The following is a 14,672-nucleotide window of genomic DNA, read 5'->3' as shown; positions in this document are numbered from 1 at the left end:
ATTCGCGAAGCCCGGCTCCGGCAGCCGGGAAAAAGTTGAAAAAGCCTGTTCGGTTGGTATAATGATCCAAACGAACAGGAGGAATGGATATGATTCTGGAAGCGGCGATACTTCAAGTCAAGCCCGGTAAAACGGCGGATTTCGAGCGGGATTTTGCCGAAGCATCGGTCTACATCGGCCGAATCGGAGGATACCTGGGACACGAACTGCAAAAGTGCCTGGAAGACGACCACAAATATCTGCTGCTGGTCAAATGGGCGGCGCTTGAAGACCATACGGAGGGATTCCGGGGATCGCCGGAATATCAGGACTGGAAAAAGCTGCTGCACCCTTATTACGATCCGTTTCCGGTCGTCGAACACTTTGCGCGGGTTTATCCCGCCGAATCGGCGCTTTAACTTTTTGACCCGACCGGCTTGACAAGGATTGTCCGCAGAGATTAGAATAGCCAAAACTCGATAACAAACGCAATGAAGGGGATTATTAACCGGCAAGGCCGTCAAGAGAGCTGCGGATTTGCTGCGACGCAGCCGGCACAAACCGTCGAACTCGCCCCCGAGCGGCCGGACCCAGCTGATCGGCCGGCGGCGCGTCACGAACGCAATGTTCGAAACGCGCGCCGCCGATGCAGCAAGTCCGGACGGATTCGCCCACGTGACCGGGCCGACGAGCGGATTCCCCGCTTGTCCGCAGACAAGCGGCCCACAGCCGCTAAACGAAGCGGAACAGCCGGAATCAACGAGAGTGGTACCGCGACGGATGACCCGTCGTCTCTTATACAGGAGACGACGGGTCTTTTTGACGTTTGAAGGACAGGCAGGATGCACGAATCACGGATTGAACAAACTGCGATGAACGGGAGCAGTAGGACGGGAGCGTTTCTCAGAGAGCCGCGGATTCGGTGCGACGCGGCAGACGCTTTGTCCGAAACTCGCCCTGGAGCGCGGCGGGCCGAACGTTCGGCCGGAACAGGCGCATAAGCGCCCGGTTCCGGCCGGATCTCAAGTCCGCCCGGCCTACCCGGCCGTTATCCCGGGCATAAGCGGATTCCCGCGCAGTACGCGCCGGAATCAACAAGAGTGGTACCGCGGCGGCCCAGAGCCCGTCGTCTCTTACGGATCGGATTCGATCGGAGAGCGACGGGCTTTTTGACGTATATGCCGAAGCGCCGGCGCATGAGCGCCGCTCTTCGGCCCCCTGCACGACCATCCCACATTTTTGGAGGCGAACGATAATGACAGAACCGAGAACGATCAAGATCTTCGATACGACGCTGAGAGACGGCGAACAGGCGCCCGGCGCTTCGCTGGACGTCGAGCAGAAAGTGGAACTGGCGCACCGGCTGGCGCGGCTCGGCGTCGATACGATCGAACCGGGCTTCCCGATCTCCAGTCCCGGCGATTTCCGCGCGGTCCAGCGCATTTCGCGCGAGGTCGAAGGCGTCGAGATCTGCGGCTTTGCCCGGGCGGTAAAAGACGATATCGATGCGGCGGTACGGGCCACGCAGGACGCGCAGCGCAGACGCCTGCATATGTTCTTGTCGTCGTCGAATATCCATCTGGACTTCCAGCTCAAAAAAACGCGTGCGGAAGTGGTGCGGCTGGCGCGGGAAATGGTTTCTTACGCCAAAGGGTTTGTGGACGAAGTCGAATTCTCGCCGATGGACGCGACGCGCACGGGCGACGAGTTTTTGTTCGAGGTGCTGGAAGCGGTGATTGAAGAAGGCGCGACGATCCTGAATATTCCCGATACGGTCGGCTTCGCACTGCCGGAGGAGTACGGGGATATGTTTACCCGGGTGATGCGCGGCGTGCGGGGCAGCGAACGCGTGGAATTCAGCGCCCACTGCCATAACGATCTGGGCATGGCCGTCGCCAACAGTCTCGCCGCGGTCAAAGCGGGGGTCACCCATGTCGAAGTAACGGTCAACGGAATCGGGGAACGCGCCGGCAACTGCTCGCTGGAAGAACTGGCGATGGCGCTGGCGACAAGAGGCGAGAAGTTCGGCGTTCAAACGAATATCCGCCCCGAAGAAATCTATGCGACGTCGCAGATGGTCAGCCGGATGATGGGTTCGCCGATCGCGTTCAACAAACCGATCGTCGGGCGCAACGCGTTCCAGCACGAAGCGGGCATTCATCAGGACGGCCTGCTCAAGAACCGCAGCACGTACGAGATTATGGACCCCGAGCGCCTGGGCATTCCGCGCAGCATGATCGTGCTGGGCAAGCATTCCGGCCGGCATGCGCTGCGCCACCGCGTGGCGGAATTCGGCGTGGAGCTGGACGAGCGGCAGCTCGAAGAGCTGTATGCGGCGTTCAAGGAGCGGGCGGACAAGCAGAAAACGGTGCACGACCACGAGCTGCTGCAAATGGCGGGCAGCGCCGTCGACCGGGCGCTGGAGCCGTATACGCTGAGCGAAGTGCAGATCGTGACCGGAAGCGGCGGCCATCGCGTGGCATCGTGCCGCATTCGCGACAACGAAGCGGAAACCGAGCGGATTGTGACCGGCGGCGGAGAAGGACCGGTCGAAGCGGCGGTGAACGCGATCCGCAGCGCCGTGCCGGAGCCGGTGGAATTCGCCGGACTGGAGCTGTACTCGCTGTCGGCGGGCGAAACGGCCAACGGGGAAGCGAGCGTCACCGTAAGGTTGAACGGCGAGCTGCACCGGGGCACGGCGGCGAACCGGGATATTATGCTGGCGGCGGCCGAAGCGTATATGGCCGCTTGCAACAGAGCCGTGCGGACGGCCCGCGCCGCGCGGGCGCCCGGAGACGATGCGGCAGATTCGGGTGGGAGTCCGGTCGGCGAATCGGAGATTACGATTTCGTAGACGTCAAACCGCTCAGAACAGGCTCCAGTCCATTTTGCGCGATAAGCGCTCGAGCAGGTGCACGCCCGCGCTGCTGTTGCCTTTGGCATTCAGCGCCGGGCCGATCACGCCGATGCCGAGCGAGCCGGGCACAAGCGTCAGGATGCCGCCGGACACGCCGCTTTTGGCGGGCAGGCCGGCTTTGATCGCGAATTCGCCGGACGCGTTATACATGCCGCAGGTAATCATGAACGTTTTGGCGACCTGGACGTATCGGCGGGGGATCAAACGCCCGCCGCTGAACGGGTCGATGCCGTCGGAAGCCAGCACCAGCGCCATCCGCGCCAGATCGCGGCAGGTGCACTCGATCGAGCAGTGGCGGAAATACACGCTCAGCACGTCTTCCACGCTTCCGCCCAGCACGCCGTTCTCGACAAGCAGATAAGCGATCGAACGGTTCAGGTTGCCCGTTTCCAATTCCGAACGGTAGACGTCTTCGTTGACTTGAAGCTCGACGCCGCCCGCCAGGCTGCGGAAGAACTGTAGGATCCGCTTCGACTTCTCCGCCGGCGAATCGCCGCGGATCAGCGAAGTGACGGTAATCGCGCCGGCGTTGATAAGGGGATTGAACGGGATGCCGGGGCGGACCAGCTCCAGCTTGAGCATGGAATTGAAGTTGTCGCCGGTCGGCTCCATGCCGACGCGGCGAAACACTTCTTCTTCGCCGTTGTCCATCAGCGCGAGGATCAGGGTGAACACTTTGGAGATGCTTTGCAGCGTAAAGGAAAGACTGCAGTCTCCCGCGGAAGCGGAGCTGCCGTTCTTGTCCAGAATATGGATGCCGAGCGCGCTGTGCGGCGCTTTGGACAGCTCGGGAATATAGGAGGCCACTTCGCCGAAAGCGGCTTCTTTGCGGCTGTCTTCCAGCCATTCCGGCAGCAGGGCGTCCAGGACGCGCAGCTGCTCTGCGGTCGTATTCATGATCGAAGCCTCCTTTAATATATGCGGCGTCGGTTTGCGCGTCCGTGACGGATCTGCGCGCCGCTGTTTTCATCATACCCGCTCATCGTTCGTTTTCAACCCGAAGATCGAATACCTGCGCAAAACAATGTTCGGGAATGCGTTTTTTGCAGCCGAAACGTTTCCCCGTTCTTCCGCGCCGCGCCGACACCTAACATCTAATGTATGCTTGACTGCCAGATGGACAAGCAGTTACAATATTATATACGGTTTCGTAAAATAATGTTCTCATGACCATACAAAATGTTCGGATTAAGCGCGCTTTGGACGCGGCCAACGGATGCGGACAGAAAGCGCGAGAACGGCATGCGAAAAGCGACAAACGGCCCCCGGAACCAAACGGACGGGCTTTACAGGGAGTGGTGAGGATGGAAAGACTTCTCGAAGTCAAAGATTTGGCGATTTCATTCAGAACGCGCGGCGGCGAAGTGCAGGCAATCCGTGGCGTGAACTTTCATCTGGACAAAGGCGAAACGCTCGCCATCGTCGGCGAATCCGGCTCCGGCAAGAGCGTAACGTCGCAGGCGATCATGAAGCTTGTGCCGACTCCGCAGGGACAGTACAAGCGCGGACAGATTCTGTTCGAAGGACAGGACCTGATCAAGAAGTCGGACGGGCAGATGCAGAAGATGCGCGGCAAAGAGATCGGCATGATCTTCCAGGACCCGATGACCTCGCTCAACCCGACGATGAAAGTCGGCAAGCAGATCACGGAAGTGCTGTTCACGCACGAGAAGATTTCGGGCGACGCGGCCAAGCGCCGCGCGATCGAACTGCTGACGCTGGTCGGCATCCCGAATCCGGAAAAACGCTATACGCAGTATCCGCACGAATTCTCCGGCGGCATGCGTCAGCGCGTCGTGATCGCGATGGCGCTGGCGGCGAATCCGAAGCTGCTGATCGCGGACGAGCCGACAACGGCGCTCGACGTGACGATCCAGGCGCAAATCCTTGAGCTCATGAAGGATCTGCAGGCCAAGATCGGCACGGCGATCATCTTCATTACGCACGACCTGGGCGTCGTGGCGAAGATGGCGGACCGCGTAGCGGTAATGTACGCGGGACAGATTGTGGAAATGGGCACGGCGGCGGAGATCTTCTACGATCCGCGTCACCCGTATACCTGGGGACTGCTTTCTTCGATGCCGAGCCTCGACAGCAACGGCGAAGAGAAGCTGACGGCGATCCCGGGCACGCCTCCGGATCTGCTGCATCCGCCGGTAGGCGACGCCTTCGCGCTGCGCAGCAACTATGCCATGAAGATCGATTTCGAGAAAGAGCCTCCGATGTTCAAGGTTTCCGACACGCACTTCGTCAAGTCATGGCTGCTGCATCCGGACGCCCCGGCCGTTCAGCCGCCGGAAGTGGTGCAGCGCCGTCTGCGCAAGCTGAACAATACGTACGAGACGCCGGTTCTGGTCGAAGCTTAACCGATCGAAACGGAAAACGCACAATCGCAAAAGGGATGAAGTCCGGTGTTTCCGGGCTTCATCCCTTTTTTGCTGCGGCTTTTCCGGCGGCCGCAAAACTCAATTTGCGGCCGCGCCGCCCATGCCCGGGGCCGTCTTGGGCTCGCGGAACTTGAAATAATACAGCAGCGAAGCGCAGACGTACAGCGCCCCGGTAATGCTGAACGTGATCGCGTATCCCCAGTAGCTGCCGTAGGTCGTCACCAGATAGGACTGCACCGGCCCCATACTGGCCCAGCCGAGCATAAAAGCGGTCTGGGTCAGCGAATTGGCGATGCTGCGGCGGTTGTCCGGAATCCGGTCGATCATGATCGAAGACTGGATCGGGTTGGCCGCGTTCATCAGCGCCTGCCGGAACAAGAACGTCACCGAAGCGACGAGCGCGATATTCGTAAAGCCCGTGGTCAGCAGAAACGGCAGCGACAGCATCTGGAAGATCACGACCGCCCGTACCGGACCGACTCTGCGCGACAGCGACGGACCGATCAGCATCGACACGATCGTCATAATCTGGCCGAGCGAGATCAGCAGGCTCATCGTCGTCAGCGACACGCCGAAGCGGTTCGTGAAGTACAGGTTCAGGTAAGGCACCACCAGGCCCGACCCGAGTCCGATCGGGAGCTGGGCGAGCACGAACCAGAAGATGATGCGCGAACCGCCGGAGCGCGGTTCGCTCGGTTCCGCGCCGGACTTCGCGCCGAGCGGCGCCGTCCGGGGCGGTTCGGACTGCCGCTGGTCCTCGCGGATAAACAGCATGGGCACAAACGCGGCGAAGGTGGCCGCGCCGCCGACGATCAGCGTCAAACGCATGCTGGTTACGAGTCCCAGCCCCGCGTGCTGAAGCGTATCGGCCAGCACGCCGCCGCCCATGCTGCCGAGCACCTGGGCGGCGAGCATCAGCGACGAATACGCGCTGAACAGCGCGAGGCGCTGCGATTTGCGGACGTTCTCGGCCAGAAACGGAATAGCGAGCACCTGGAAGAAAGCGGCGAACACGCCGGAACAAACGGCAAGCGCCAACAGGGCCGTCTGTCCTTCGGCCAGCGCGCGCAGCGCGAAAGCGACCCCGCTCAGCAGCGCGCCCAGGATCAGCAGCATCCGGCGGCTGAGCCGGTCGCCGAACAGGCCGATGGGGATAAAGATGCAGGCCGTCGCCAGCGATTGGATGCTGACGACGCGGCCGTTCATGGCGTCGTCGTAGCCGATTCCCTGGATATAAAGATTATAGAGGACGGAGAACATGCCTCCGCCGATCTGGTACAGCAGATTTGCGGCAAAAAACAGTTTGACGTTGCGCGGCCATTCGGCGATGCCGGCCGTGATGCGCCTGAGCCAGTCCAATTGCGAGCCTCCTTTTGTAAACACAGCTTTTCCATTCTACCAGTTTGAAGGAAAGGGGGAAAGGAAACGCGCTGCCTCGCAGGTGCTTTACAGCGGAAAAGTTTGTGGGACGGAGCTTGCGGACGGACTGCCGTTTCTTGAAAGCGGCCGATTAGAAATCGCTGCGCTTTATCGCTTATACTTATAATGGAAAGAAGAGTAAAAAAGGAAAGAAGGGTCGATGATGAGTTTGAGTGGAGAGAATCGCAGCCGGCTGCTGCAGGCGATCGAAGCGCACGGATTCGAACACGCTTCCGGCTATCTGCTGCGGACGGCGAAGCAGATCGTCGCATTGTCCAAAAAAGAAGCGGACCGATATCCGCAAATCGGGAATTCGCGAATCGGAGGAGAACCGGATCTGCCGGAAATGCTGGAATGGCCGACGGACTCGGACGGAGACCTGATGTCCTTTGTGCTCCAATTGAATGCTGCCGAACTGGAGGACACGGAGCGGCGGCTGCCAACAGAAGGCGTGCTGTTTTTTTTCGTCGGCGATTACGGGCTGGAAGTCGAACACCGGGTGCTGTATGCGAGCGCTCGGCAGATGGAGGGCGCGCGCCGAACCGCGGCTCCCGGAGAACTGAAGCTGGAAGAAAACGGTCCTTACCGTCCGTTCAAACTGAACGCGCAGTCTTCGCTGGAACTGCCCGGCTACGCCTATGTCGACGAAGAAGCGGTCGAGAGCGAGGAGCACGGTTGGGAGGAGTACGAAGATCTGAACTTTGCGCTTCACGAAGAGGATGAAAGGCCGGTCGTGAAGATGTTCGGCTATGCCGAAGGGCAGCACGGCGACGACGAATACATGGCCGCGCTGGAACTGTTCGGCTGCGAATCGACTTACGATCCGACCGAGGCGATCGAGCGGCTGGCCGGGGCGCTGGGCGGCGATCCGGAGCTTGCGCGGCGGGAAGTGGCGGACATCCTGATGCTGGCGGAGATCGATTCGGACGACGACGTGGGCTTTATGTGGGGCGACGCGGGTGTACTGCATTTTTTTATTCGCAAAGAAGACCTGCTCCGGGGGCGCTTCGACCGTACGTACTGTTCCTATTATTCAAGCTGACCGCTTCGGCGAAGCGGGACGCCCGCAAGTCGGGCGGAAGTTTCGGTTATCTTATCATCAAGCGGACAGGCGGATCGCTTCGAAGATCCGCGGCCGCCGGGGAGGCGCGCAATGACGACGGAACAAAGCGGTTATGAAGAAGAACGCGAAGAAGGCGTCGGCGAGGAAAAGCTTGATCCGGAAACGGAAGGAATCCTGGAGTCGGAGCGGGATTTCGGTTTTGCCCGGGTGTATGCGATCGAACTGAAATACAAGGAGAAACCGGATTTTTCGCGCGAGCGGCTGTTTGAGAAAATGCAGCTGTATACGGGCGCGCTGGAGCGGCCGGAACAGCAGAAGCGGCAGGACGATTTGGCCGTTTGGGAGCCGTCGGAGAAGAAGGAAACGGACATGCTGCACTTTTTCCATCTGAATTATCCGGTACGCTACGCGGACGCGGAGCTGCCGGCGCAAACGTCGCTGATGGCCGTTCCCGGGCGCCCCGCCGAAGAATACGAAACGGCGGTCCAGCAGGCGTGGCATTGGCCGCGCGCGGGCGAAACGCTGGCCGAGTGCCGGTATTCGGTAGAGCTGATCGACATGATGGCTTCGGGCCTCGATCCCAAAGAACGACTGTCGCTGATCACAGGCGCGCTGCGCGCGGTACTGGAAACCGTGCCGTGCGACGCCGTGTATTTCCGCGGCAGCGACAAACTGCTGGAACCGGGCGATTATCTGACGGCGATCGAAGCGGGAAGTCTGCTGTACGGGGCGATGAATATCCGGTTCTTTAACGTCGAAGGCACGGGAAGCGGACGAAACGAAATGCTGATGGACACCATCGGTCTGGCCGCGCTCGGCATTCCCGACGTGCAGTGCCATTATTACGATCTGGAACCGAACGATGTGGCGCAGCAGCTGACCAATCTGGGGTATTATCTGTTCGACCGGGGCGACGTCATCTCGGACGGGGAGACGTTCGGCTCGGACGAAAACGTGCGCTGGCGCTGCGAACACCAATATGCGCTCGCCGCTCCGCACCGAGTGGCGCTGGATATCGATCCGGGCCGGCCGTATTACGCGGGCAGGCAAAACGCTCCTTTGAACGATGTGTAAAAGTTTATATAATCAAATATTTCACAGAATTGTAGCATTTGTGTCGTCACCGCTCGCTGTGTATACTGAAGTGGACAGCAGAGACGATCAACTTCCTGAAGCGTATGAAGCGGACGGTGTCGGCTGATCGCTTACGGGAGTGTGACGAATGCGCAGAATTAAAGTGGTTACGGACTCAACCGTCGATTTGAACGAAACAATACTGCGGGAACACGGGATCGAAATCGTTCCGCTGACTTTTACGATCGACGGGCAGACTTATACGGACGGGGTGGATTTTACGCCCGAATCTTTTATCCAGAAAATGATCCATGCGGCCGAACTGCCGAAAAGCTCGCAGCCGTCGGTAGGAGCGTTTGTCGAAATGTACGATCGTCTGGGCGGCGAAGGATTCGACGTTCTGTCGATCCACATGACCGGCGGGATGAGCGGCACGGTGCGATCCGCGGCCATGGCGGCGGAGATGACGGACACGAACGTAACCGTGGTTGATTCGAAATATATTACCAAAGGACTGGCGTTCCAGGTGCTCGAAGCGGTGCAGATGGCCGAACGCGGCTGCGCGATGGAAGAAATCCTTGCGCGCCTCGACGAAGTCCGAAACGCGACCCAGCTTTATGTCGTGGTCGATACGCTGGAGAACCTGGTCAAAGGCGGCCGGATCGGGCGCGGCAAAGCGCTGATCGGTTCGCTCCTGCATATCAAGCCGATCGGAACGCTGAAAGACGGCGAATTGAATATCGTAAATAACGCCCGCAGCCACGCCCAGGTCGTCAAGCAGCTGTCGAAGCAGTTTGCGGAAGACGTCAAAGGCCGCACCGTCAAGGGGGTCGGCCTAGTGCACGCGGAAGGCTGCAAGCTGGCCGAAAGCCTGAAAAGCAAAATTCACGAGCTGACGGGGTATTCCCAGATCGAGATCGAATATACGACGCCTGTAATCAGCACGCATACCGGGGTCGGAGCGATCGGATTTACGTATTACTGCGAATAAGAATACATGCGAAGAAAGCCGTTCCCGGCTGCGGGAACGGCTTTTGTTTTTCTTTTGAAAGAGGGGGGTTAAACGGTCTTGAGATACTGCACCAGCGTCAGCAGGCCTTTGTCGAAATTCTCCAGGTTGAAGTGTTCGTTCGGAGCGTGCAGGTTTTCGTCCGGCAGACCGAAGCCCATCAGCACGACCGGAGCGTTCAGGACGCGCGAGAATGCTTCGATGATCGGGATGGAGCCGCCGTCTTTGGTAAACAGCGCGCGCACGCCGTATACGGCTTCGTAAGCGTCCGCGGCTTTTTGCAGAAACGGGTGGGACGGATCGATATTGAACGCAAACGCGGTTTCTCCCGGTGTGATCTCGATCTTGGCGCCGACCGGAGTGTGTTCTTTCAGGTGGCGGATAATCTTGTCCAGCACGTCTTTGGGGTCCTGGTTCGCCACCAGACGGCAGGTGATCTTGGCGCGGGCTTCTTTCGGGATCACCGTCTTGGTGCCTTCGCCCTGGAAGCCGCCGTAGACGCCGTTCAGTTCAAGCGTCGGCCGTACGCCGGTGCGTTCGAGGAACGAGAAACCTTCTTCGCCGAACAGCGAACCGAGGCCGAGGTCGCTTTGCAGCTTGGCTTCGTCGAACTGCATCTTGACCAGTTCTTCGCGCAGCTCTTCGGTCAGCGGAAGAACGCCGTCGTAGAATCCGTCCACCCGCACGCGGCCCGTTTGCTCGTCGTGCAGCGAATTCAGCAGGCTGACGATCGCGTGCAGCGCGTTCGGAACGCCTCCGCCGAACGAGCCGGAATGCAGGTCGGTATTGGCGGTGTTCAATTTGAACTCCAGCGAGCACAGTCCGCGCAGTCCGGTGCTGATCGCGGGTTTGCCGCGCTCAAGCAGCGAGGTGTCGGAGATCAGTACGGCGTCCGCGGCCAGCTTCTCGGCGTTGGCGTCCAGGAAACCTACCAGGTTGGGACTGGAGACTTCTTCTTCGCCTTCGATGCAGAGCTTGACGTTGACGGGAAGTTTGCCTTCCTGTTTCAGGATCGCTTCGAGCGCTTTGACATGCAGGAAGACCTGTCCTTTGTCGTCCGTCGCGCCGCGCGCGTAGAGCTTGCCGCCGCGTTCCGTCGGTTCGAACGGAGGCGTTTCCCACAGATTCAGCGGATCGACCGGCTGGACGTCGTAATGGCCGTAGATCAGCAGGGTCGGCGCGCCTTCGGCATGCAGATGGTCGGCGGTGAGGATGGGATGTCCGCTCGTCTCGTTCAGCGTAACGTGCTCCAGGCCGGCCCGCTCAAGCGAATCTTTCAGCCACTGCGCGGCGCGGATCATATCGTCTTTGTGCTGGGAAAGAGCGGAGATGCTCGGAATGGACAGCCATTCCTTCAACTCGTCGAGGTGCTGCTCGCGATTTTGTTCAAAATAAGTCCGGTAATTGTTCATCGGGTCAAAAGAGGCCTCCTTGTGCGAATCGTTTCAACCTGTATTGTACTACAAAAAAACGCATGCCGGGAAGGCATGCGTCGGGTTCTTGGCGTCGGAGGGCGCGCCAGCGGGCGGCGAGGCCGCCATCCGCGTCGCCTATTTGTGCAGCGAGAAGCTGATCGATTGGACCATGGTGCCGCTGCGGGCGAAAGTCAGCTCGTAAATGCCCGGTTCCCAGTCGGCGCAGTCCAGCGTCATTTCGACCTGGGTCAAGCTTTCGTCTTCTTCGACTTTCTCCTGCTGCACGACGCGGCCCGTGCTTTCCGAAATAACGGACAGCAGCGCCGTATGGTCTTTGGTTACGCCCGATTCCGGGTAAATGGCGAACGCGTAGAGCGGTTTGGCGCGGCTGAACGAGGTTCCGTCGTCGGTTACGCCGATCCCGTCTACGCTGCGCTCCTGACCCAGCTGCACGCTGAACGGATTCTGCGGCGGATTCGACCGGACCACGACGAGGAACACGATCAGCGCGACGACAGCCGCCACTCCCACGATTCCGCCGGCGATGCCGAGCATTTTCTTTTGATTCGAATTCATCTGTTGGTTCCTCCTTGGAATTCGGTTCCGCTATTCAGTATACGCCAAATCGCCCGTTTCTACCAAGAAACCGGAGAAGTCCGGCAAACAGGAGAGCGTAGGAAAAAACCTTTCCCGCACGGAGAAAGGTTTTTGAGTGAAGTTTGAATCAGAAGCGGCCGGTCAGCCGATTCTGCGTTGTCTGCGTCTGCGCAGCAGATAAACCTGGTTGCGCAGGGCAAGGTGGAAACGGATGCTGTTCATCAATTCCGGATTGTCCTCCCGTTCGACTTCTCGGATGCGCTGCTCTTTGACGGAATCCGGACTGCGTAAAAACTCGGTCAACCACAAAGAATAATTCGGGCTGCTTGTCATAACGGTCCCTCCTCGAAGTTGGGGTGAGGTTAAGCTTATTTCCATTATACGCCACCCGCGGAAAAAAAGATGAGCGAGGCATTAAAATTTGCTTAATTTTGGATTCGGGACCGCCCGCTTTACCTGCCGCCGCGCCGCTCGTCCAGACCGGCCCGGAGTTCGGCAAGATCCAGGGCTGTAAACAGACCGTTGGCCGAGCCGGCATAAACGGTTGCGCCGTCCGAAGAAAGGCGCGCGCCCGGCAAAGAAGTCGCTCCGTCTTTCGGATCGTCGAAAGAGATGCCGTCGACGCGGCGCAGCAGATCGCCGTTTTCGGCGTCCAGCACAAGCAGGTCGGAACCGTAAGTCAGCAGCAGATAGCCGCCGAATCGGGCGAAGCTTTCGCTGCGTCCGGAAGATGCTTCGTCCGCTGCGAGCCCGAAGCCGGAGGTTTCCGTTCTCCAGAGCGGCTCTCCGCTTTGCAGGGACAGCGCGGTCGGGATGCCGTTCAGCAGCACATACAGGCGATCTTCGCCCAGCAGCGCGTTTGCGGCCTGTCCCGGCACGCTCCAGAGCTCGCGCCCCTGCTTCGTATCGTAAAGCGCGGTCTCGAACAGGCTTCCTTCCGCGTAGCTCGCGGCATCGAGCGCGCGGCGCACCAGCAGATAACCGCCGCCCGGGGTTTCGAGCCGTTCATTGTCGAGGTAAGGAATCCGGGCGGTAATTTGTCCGTTCGCTTCGTTCAGCTTCACCCATTCGCTGCCCAGCACGACCCAGCGTTCGCCGCCCGGCGCGGCAAGCGGATCGGAGGGCGTCGCCGCCGTAATCCGCGTTTCGCCGCTTACGGCCGGCGGTTCGTCGGATTTGACGCTCCATACGGGGCGTCCGGTGCGCGGATCGAGCGCCTGAATCCATTGTCCCTGCCGCAGCAGTACATAGGGATCGTCCGAGCCTTCGTTCAGAATCGTATAAGGATCGGCGAAGGTCTTGGTCCAGCGCACGTAGCCGCCGCTGCGCGAGAGAGCGCTGAGCGCGCCGCGCGCTTGTTCGCCGGGCTGCGAGTAGAGCAGGATGGACGATCCGGCCGCCGCGGCCTTCACGCCGCCGCCGGAAGAATCGGCTTTGTAAGTCCAACGCACGCCGCCGTCGTCCAGCCGTACATGGCGCAGCACGGAAGCCGCTTCGCCCGTTTGCGGATCGGCGTCCATAAGCACCGCGGCGGCCGCTCCGTCCGGATCGGCCAATACCGTCGTTTCGCCGGCGCCGGCATCCAGCTTCCACAGCCGGCGGCCGTCCGCGCGGTCCAGTCCGTACAGCTGTCCGCTCCGGTGCAGTTCGCCCGGCAGTCCGTCGTCCCCGCGCACGACCAGTACGCCACGGGTCGCCGCGACCAGGCTGTTGCCGCGGAGTTCCGACTGCGCCTGCCAGCGCAGCCGGGCCTGGATCGAAGCCGCGATCGGCAGATCGCGGAATTCGTACCGGAATTGATACGGCGGCTGGGCGGGATTGAGGTTCATCTGCTCCGCTTCCGATGTCGGCAGAATCCAGTTCCAGCCCGTCAGGCGCCCGTCGGGACCGAACGAAACGGTCAGATGGGCGTCCGGGCGCTCGTAGCGCCATACTTCGCCGCGCTGTTCGTTTTTTCCGTCTTCGCCGTCGGCCGGGAAAGGCGCGGCCGTCCGGGAAAAAGGTTCTCCCAGCAGCGCCAGCGTTTGTTCGCCGGAGGTTCCTGCGGCCAGCCAGACTTCCGTCAGGCTGCGGACGATGCGGGTCGGCACGGCGGATTCGGCCGCGAGCAGGCCGGAAACCGAACGCTGGGTGCTGAGCACGTCTTCGCTCCTCACCCAGAGCAGCGCCGGCCTTACGACGGAACCGTTGGCGTAGGCGGGCGACGCTTCCAACGCCACGCCGTACCATTCGTCGCCGAAGCGAGAAGCCGATACGACGCCGGAAGGCACGTACGAGGCCGGCCAGGATATGCCGCTTTCCGGCGAAAGGTACAGCTTGGCGTCTTCGCGCAGCCGCAGAATCAGCGGCGCCGAATCTTGAATCCCGGCGGCCTGCGGTTTGGCGTACCAGGCCGGTATGTAGACTTGCTCGCCGAATTCGCTGCGCGTTTTCAGCAGTTCTCCTTCTCGCTCGGCTGTTTGCGGCTGCGCGCCGGCCGCGCCGTAATAGCTGACGCCGAGCGAAGCGCGGTTTCCCGCCGCGGGCGCGGAAGTGAAATACGGCGCGGAATGCTCGAGGCGGATCGCCTCGGAGCGCGGCGCGACCTGCTCCCGAGCCTGCGCTGCCGCTTGGGCGGAATGGCCGGCCGCCGGAAGAAACAGCAGCGGCAGGCACAGCGCCGCGCCTATGCAAGATATGCGCGCGGCGGAAGCGGAGCGATTGCGCCGCGCGATTGCGGTTAATGAACATTGCGGAGCCGAACTGTGGGTATGTACAGGCGAACGTTTCATAAATGACCTCCCGATCGGAACGAAATCCGGACTGACGGAGC

General features: G+C 60.5%; 12 protein-coding genes. 6 read left to right on the top strand and 6 right to left on the bottom strand.

What is annotated here, in order from left to right; translation table 11 throughout:
* Positions 1 to 89 precede the first annotated feature (89 nt).
* Together QWJ34_RS13665 and QWJ34_RS13660 are read left to right on the top strand one after the other, a co-directional pair.
* Entirely contained in the window at positions 90 to 398 is a 309-nt protein-coding gene (locus QWJ34_RS13665) for an antibiotic biosynthesis monooxygenase family protein (protein ID WP_302728583.1), read from the top strand.
* 836 nt (positions 399 to 1,234) lie between these two features.
* Complete coding sequence (locus tag QWJ34_RS13660; RefSeq protein WP_302728582.1) at positions 1,235 to 2,833, top strand: 2-isopropylmalate synthase; 1,599 nt, start codon at positions 1,235 to 1,237, stop codon at positions 2,831 to 2,833.
* Positions 2,834 to 2,845: 12 nt separating this feature from the next.
* Here the strand turns inward: QWJ34_RS13660 and glsA are convergent, their stop codons facing one another.
* The gene (gene glsA / locus QWJ34_RS13655; RefSeq protein ID WP_302728580.1) at positions 2,846 to 3,793 is read right to left on the bottom strand and encodes a glutaminase A; all 948 of its coding nucleotides are present in this window, start codon (positions 3,791 to 3,793) and stop codon (positions 2,846 to 2,848) included.
* A gap of 398 nt (positions 3,794 to 4,191) precedes the next feature.
* Between glsA and QWJ34_RS13650 the strand changes: the two genes are divergently transcribed.
* A complete protein-coding gene (locus tag QWJ34_RS13650; RefSeq protein WP_302728579.1) occupies positions 4,192 to 5,262 on the top strand; it encodes an ABC transporter ATP-binding protein in 1,071 nt (356 codons plus the stop codon).
* 99 nt (positions 5,263 to 5,361) lie between these two features.
* Here QWJ34_RS13650 and QWJ34_RS13645 read toward each other — a convergent pair whose 3' ends face one another.
* Complete coding sequence (locus QWJ34_RS13645; RefSeq protein WP_302728578.1) at positions 5,362 to 6,642, bottom strand: MFS transporter; 1,281 nt, start codon at positions 6,640 to 6,642, stop codon at positions 5,362 to 5,364.
* A gap of 220 nt (positions 6,643 to 6,862) precedes the next feature.
* Between QWJ34_RS13645 and QWJ34_RS13640 the strand changes: the two genes are divergently transcribed.
* From QWJ34_RS13640 to QWJ34_RS13630, 3 genes are all read left to right on the top strand, one after another.
* The gene (locus QWJ34_RS13640) at positions 6,863 to 7,744 is read left to right on the top strand and encodes a YwqG family protein (protein WP_302728576.1); all 882 of its coding nucleotides are present in this window, start codon (positions 6,863 to 6,865) and stop codon (positions 7,742 to 7,744) included.
* A gap of 111 nt (positions 7,745 to 7,855) precedes the next feature.
* Positions 7,856 to 8,839: a DUF4261 domain-containing protein gene (locus tag QWJ34_RS13635; protein WP_302728574.1), complete on the top strand. Its 984-nt coding sequence runs from the start codon at positions 7,856 to 7,858 to the stop codon at positions 8,837 to 8,839.
* A 148-nt stretch (positions 8,840 to 8,987) separates the two neighbouring features.
* The gene (locus tag QWJ34_RS13630; protein ID WP_302728572.1) at positions 8,988 to 9,830 is read left to right on the top strand and encodes a DegV family protein; all 843 of its coding nucleotides are present in this window, start codon (positions 8,988 to 8,990) and stop codon (positions 9,828 to 9,830) included.
* Between the two features lie 68 nt (positions 9,831 to 9,898).
* Here the strand turns inward: QWJ34_RS13630 and QWJ34_RS13625 are convergent, their stop codons facing one another.
* The 4 genes from QWJ34_RS13625 to QWJ34_RS13610 form a co-directional block, all read right to left on the bottom strand.
* A complete protein-coding gene (locus QWJ34_RS13625) occupies positions 9,899 to 11,260 on the bottom strand; it encodes a dipeptidase (protein WP_302728571.1) in 1,362 nt (453 codons plus the stop codon).
* Positions 11,261 to 11,398: 138 nt separating this feature from the next.
* Positions 11,399 to 11,839 (bottom strand): hypothetical protein, encoded by a 441-nt coding sequence (locus QWJ34_RS13620; RefSeq protein WP_302728570.1) that lies wholly within the window; start codon positions 11,837 to 11,839, stop codon positions 11,399 to 11,401.
* A gap of 162 nt (positions 11,840 to 12,001) precedes the next feature.
* On the bottom strand, positions 12,002 to 12,193 hold the full coding sequence (locus QWJ34_RS13615) for a hypothetical protein (RefSeq protein ID WP_302728568.1): 192 nt from the start codon (positions 12,191 to 12,193) through the stop codon (positions 12,002 to 12,004).
* Between the two features lie 119 nt (positions 12,194 to 12,312).
* A complete protein-coding gene (locus QWJ34_RS13610; protein WP_302728566.1) occupies positions 12,313 to 14,631 on the bottom strand; it encodes an outer membrane protein assembly factor BamB family protein in 2,319 nt (772 codons plus the stop codon).
* Positions 14,632 to 14,672 lie beyond the last annotated feature (41 nt).

The organism is Saccharibacillus sp. CPCC 101409, from assembly GCF_030518235.1.
Lineage (GTDB): Bacteria > Bacillota > Bacilli > Paenibacillales > Paenibacillaceae > Saccharibacillus.
The sequence above is the reverse complement of the archived record's forward strand: the minus strand, read 5'-3'. Positions and strand labels throughout refer to the sequence as shown.

Coding starts and splice junctions, on each gene's coding strand:
- QWJ34_RS13615 (WP_302728568.1), bottom strand. CDS start 12,193: ATGACAAGCAGCCCGAATTATTCTTTGTGGTTGACCGAGTTTTTACGC.
- QWJ34_RS13635 (WP_302728574.1), top strand. CDS start 7,856: ATGACGACGGAACAAAGCGGTTATGAAGAAGAACGCGAAGAAGGCGTC.
- QWJ34_RS13665 (WP_302728583.1), top strand. CDS start 90: ATGATTCTGGAAGCGGCGATACTTCAAGTCAAGCCCGGTAAAACGGCG.
- QWJ34_RS13610 (WP_302728566.1), bottom strand. CDS start 14,631: ATGAAACGTTCGCCTGTACATACCCACAGTTCGGCTCCGCAATGTTCA.
- glsA (WP_302728580.1), bottom strand. CDS start 3,793: ATGAATACGACCGCAGAGCAGCTGCGCGTCCTGGACGCCCTGCTGCCG.
- QWJ34_RS13630 (WP_302728572.1), top strand. CDS start 8,988: ATGCGCAGAATTAAAGTGGTTACGGACTCAACCGTCGATTTGAACGAA.
- QWJ34_RS13640 (WP_302728576.1), top strand. CDS start 6,863: ATGATGAGTTTGAGTGGAGAGAATCGCAGCCGGCTGCTGCAGGCGATC.
- QWJ34_RS13660 (WP_302728582.1), top strand. CDS start 1,235: ATGACAGAACCGAGAACGATCAAGATCTTCGATACGACGCTGAGAGAC.
- QWJ34_RS13620 (WP_302728570.1), bottom strand. CDS start 11,839: ATGAATTCGAATCAAAAGAAAATGCTCGGCATCGCCGGCGGAATCGTG.
- QWJ34_RS13625 (WP_302728571.1), bottom strand. CDS start 11,260: ATGAACAATTACCGGACTTATTTTGAACAAAATCGCGAGCAGCACCTC.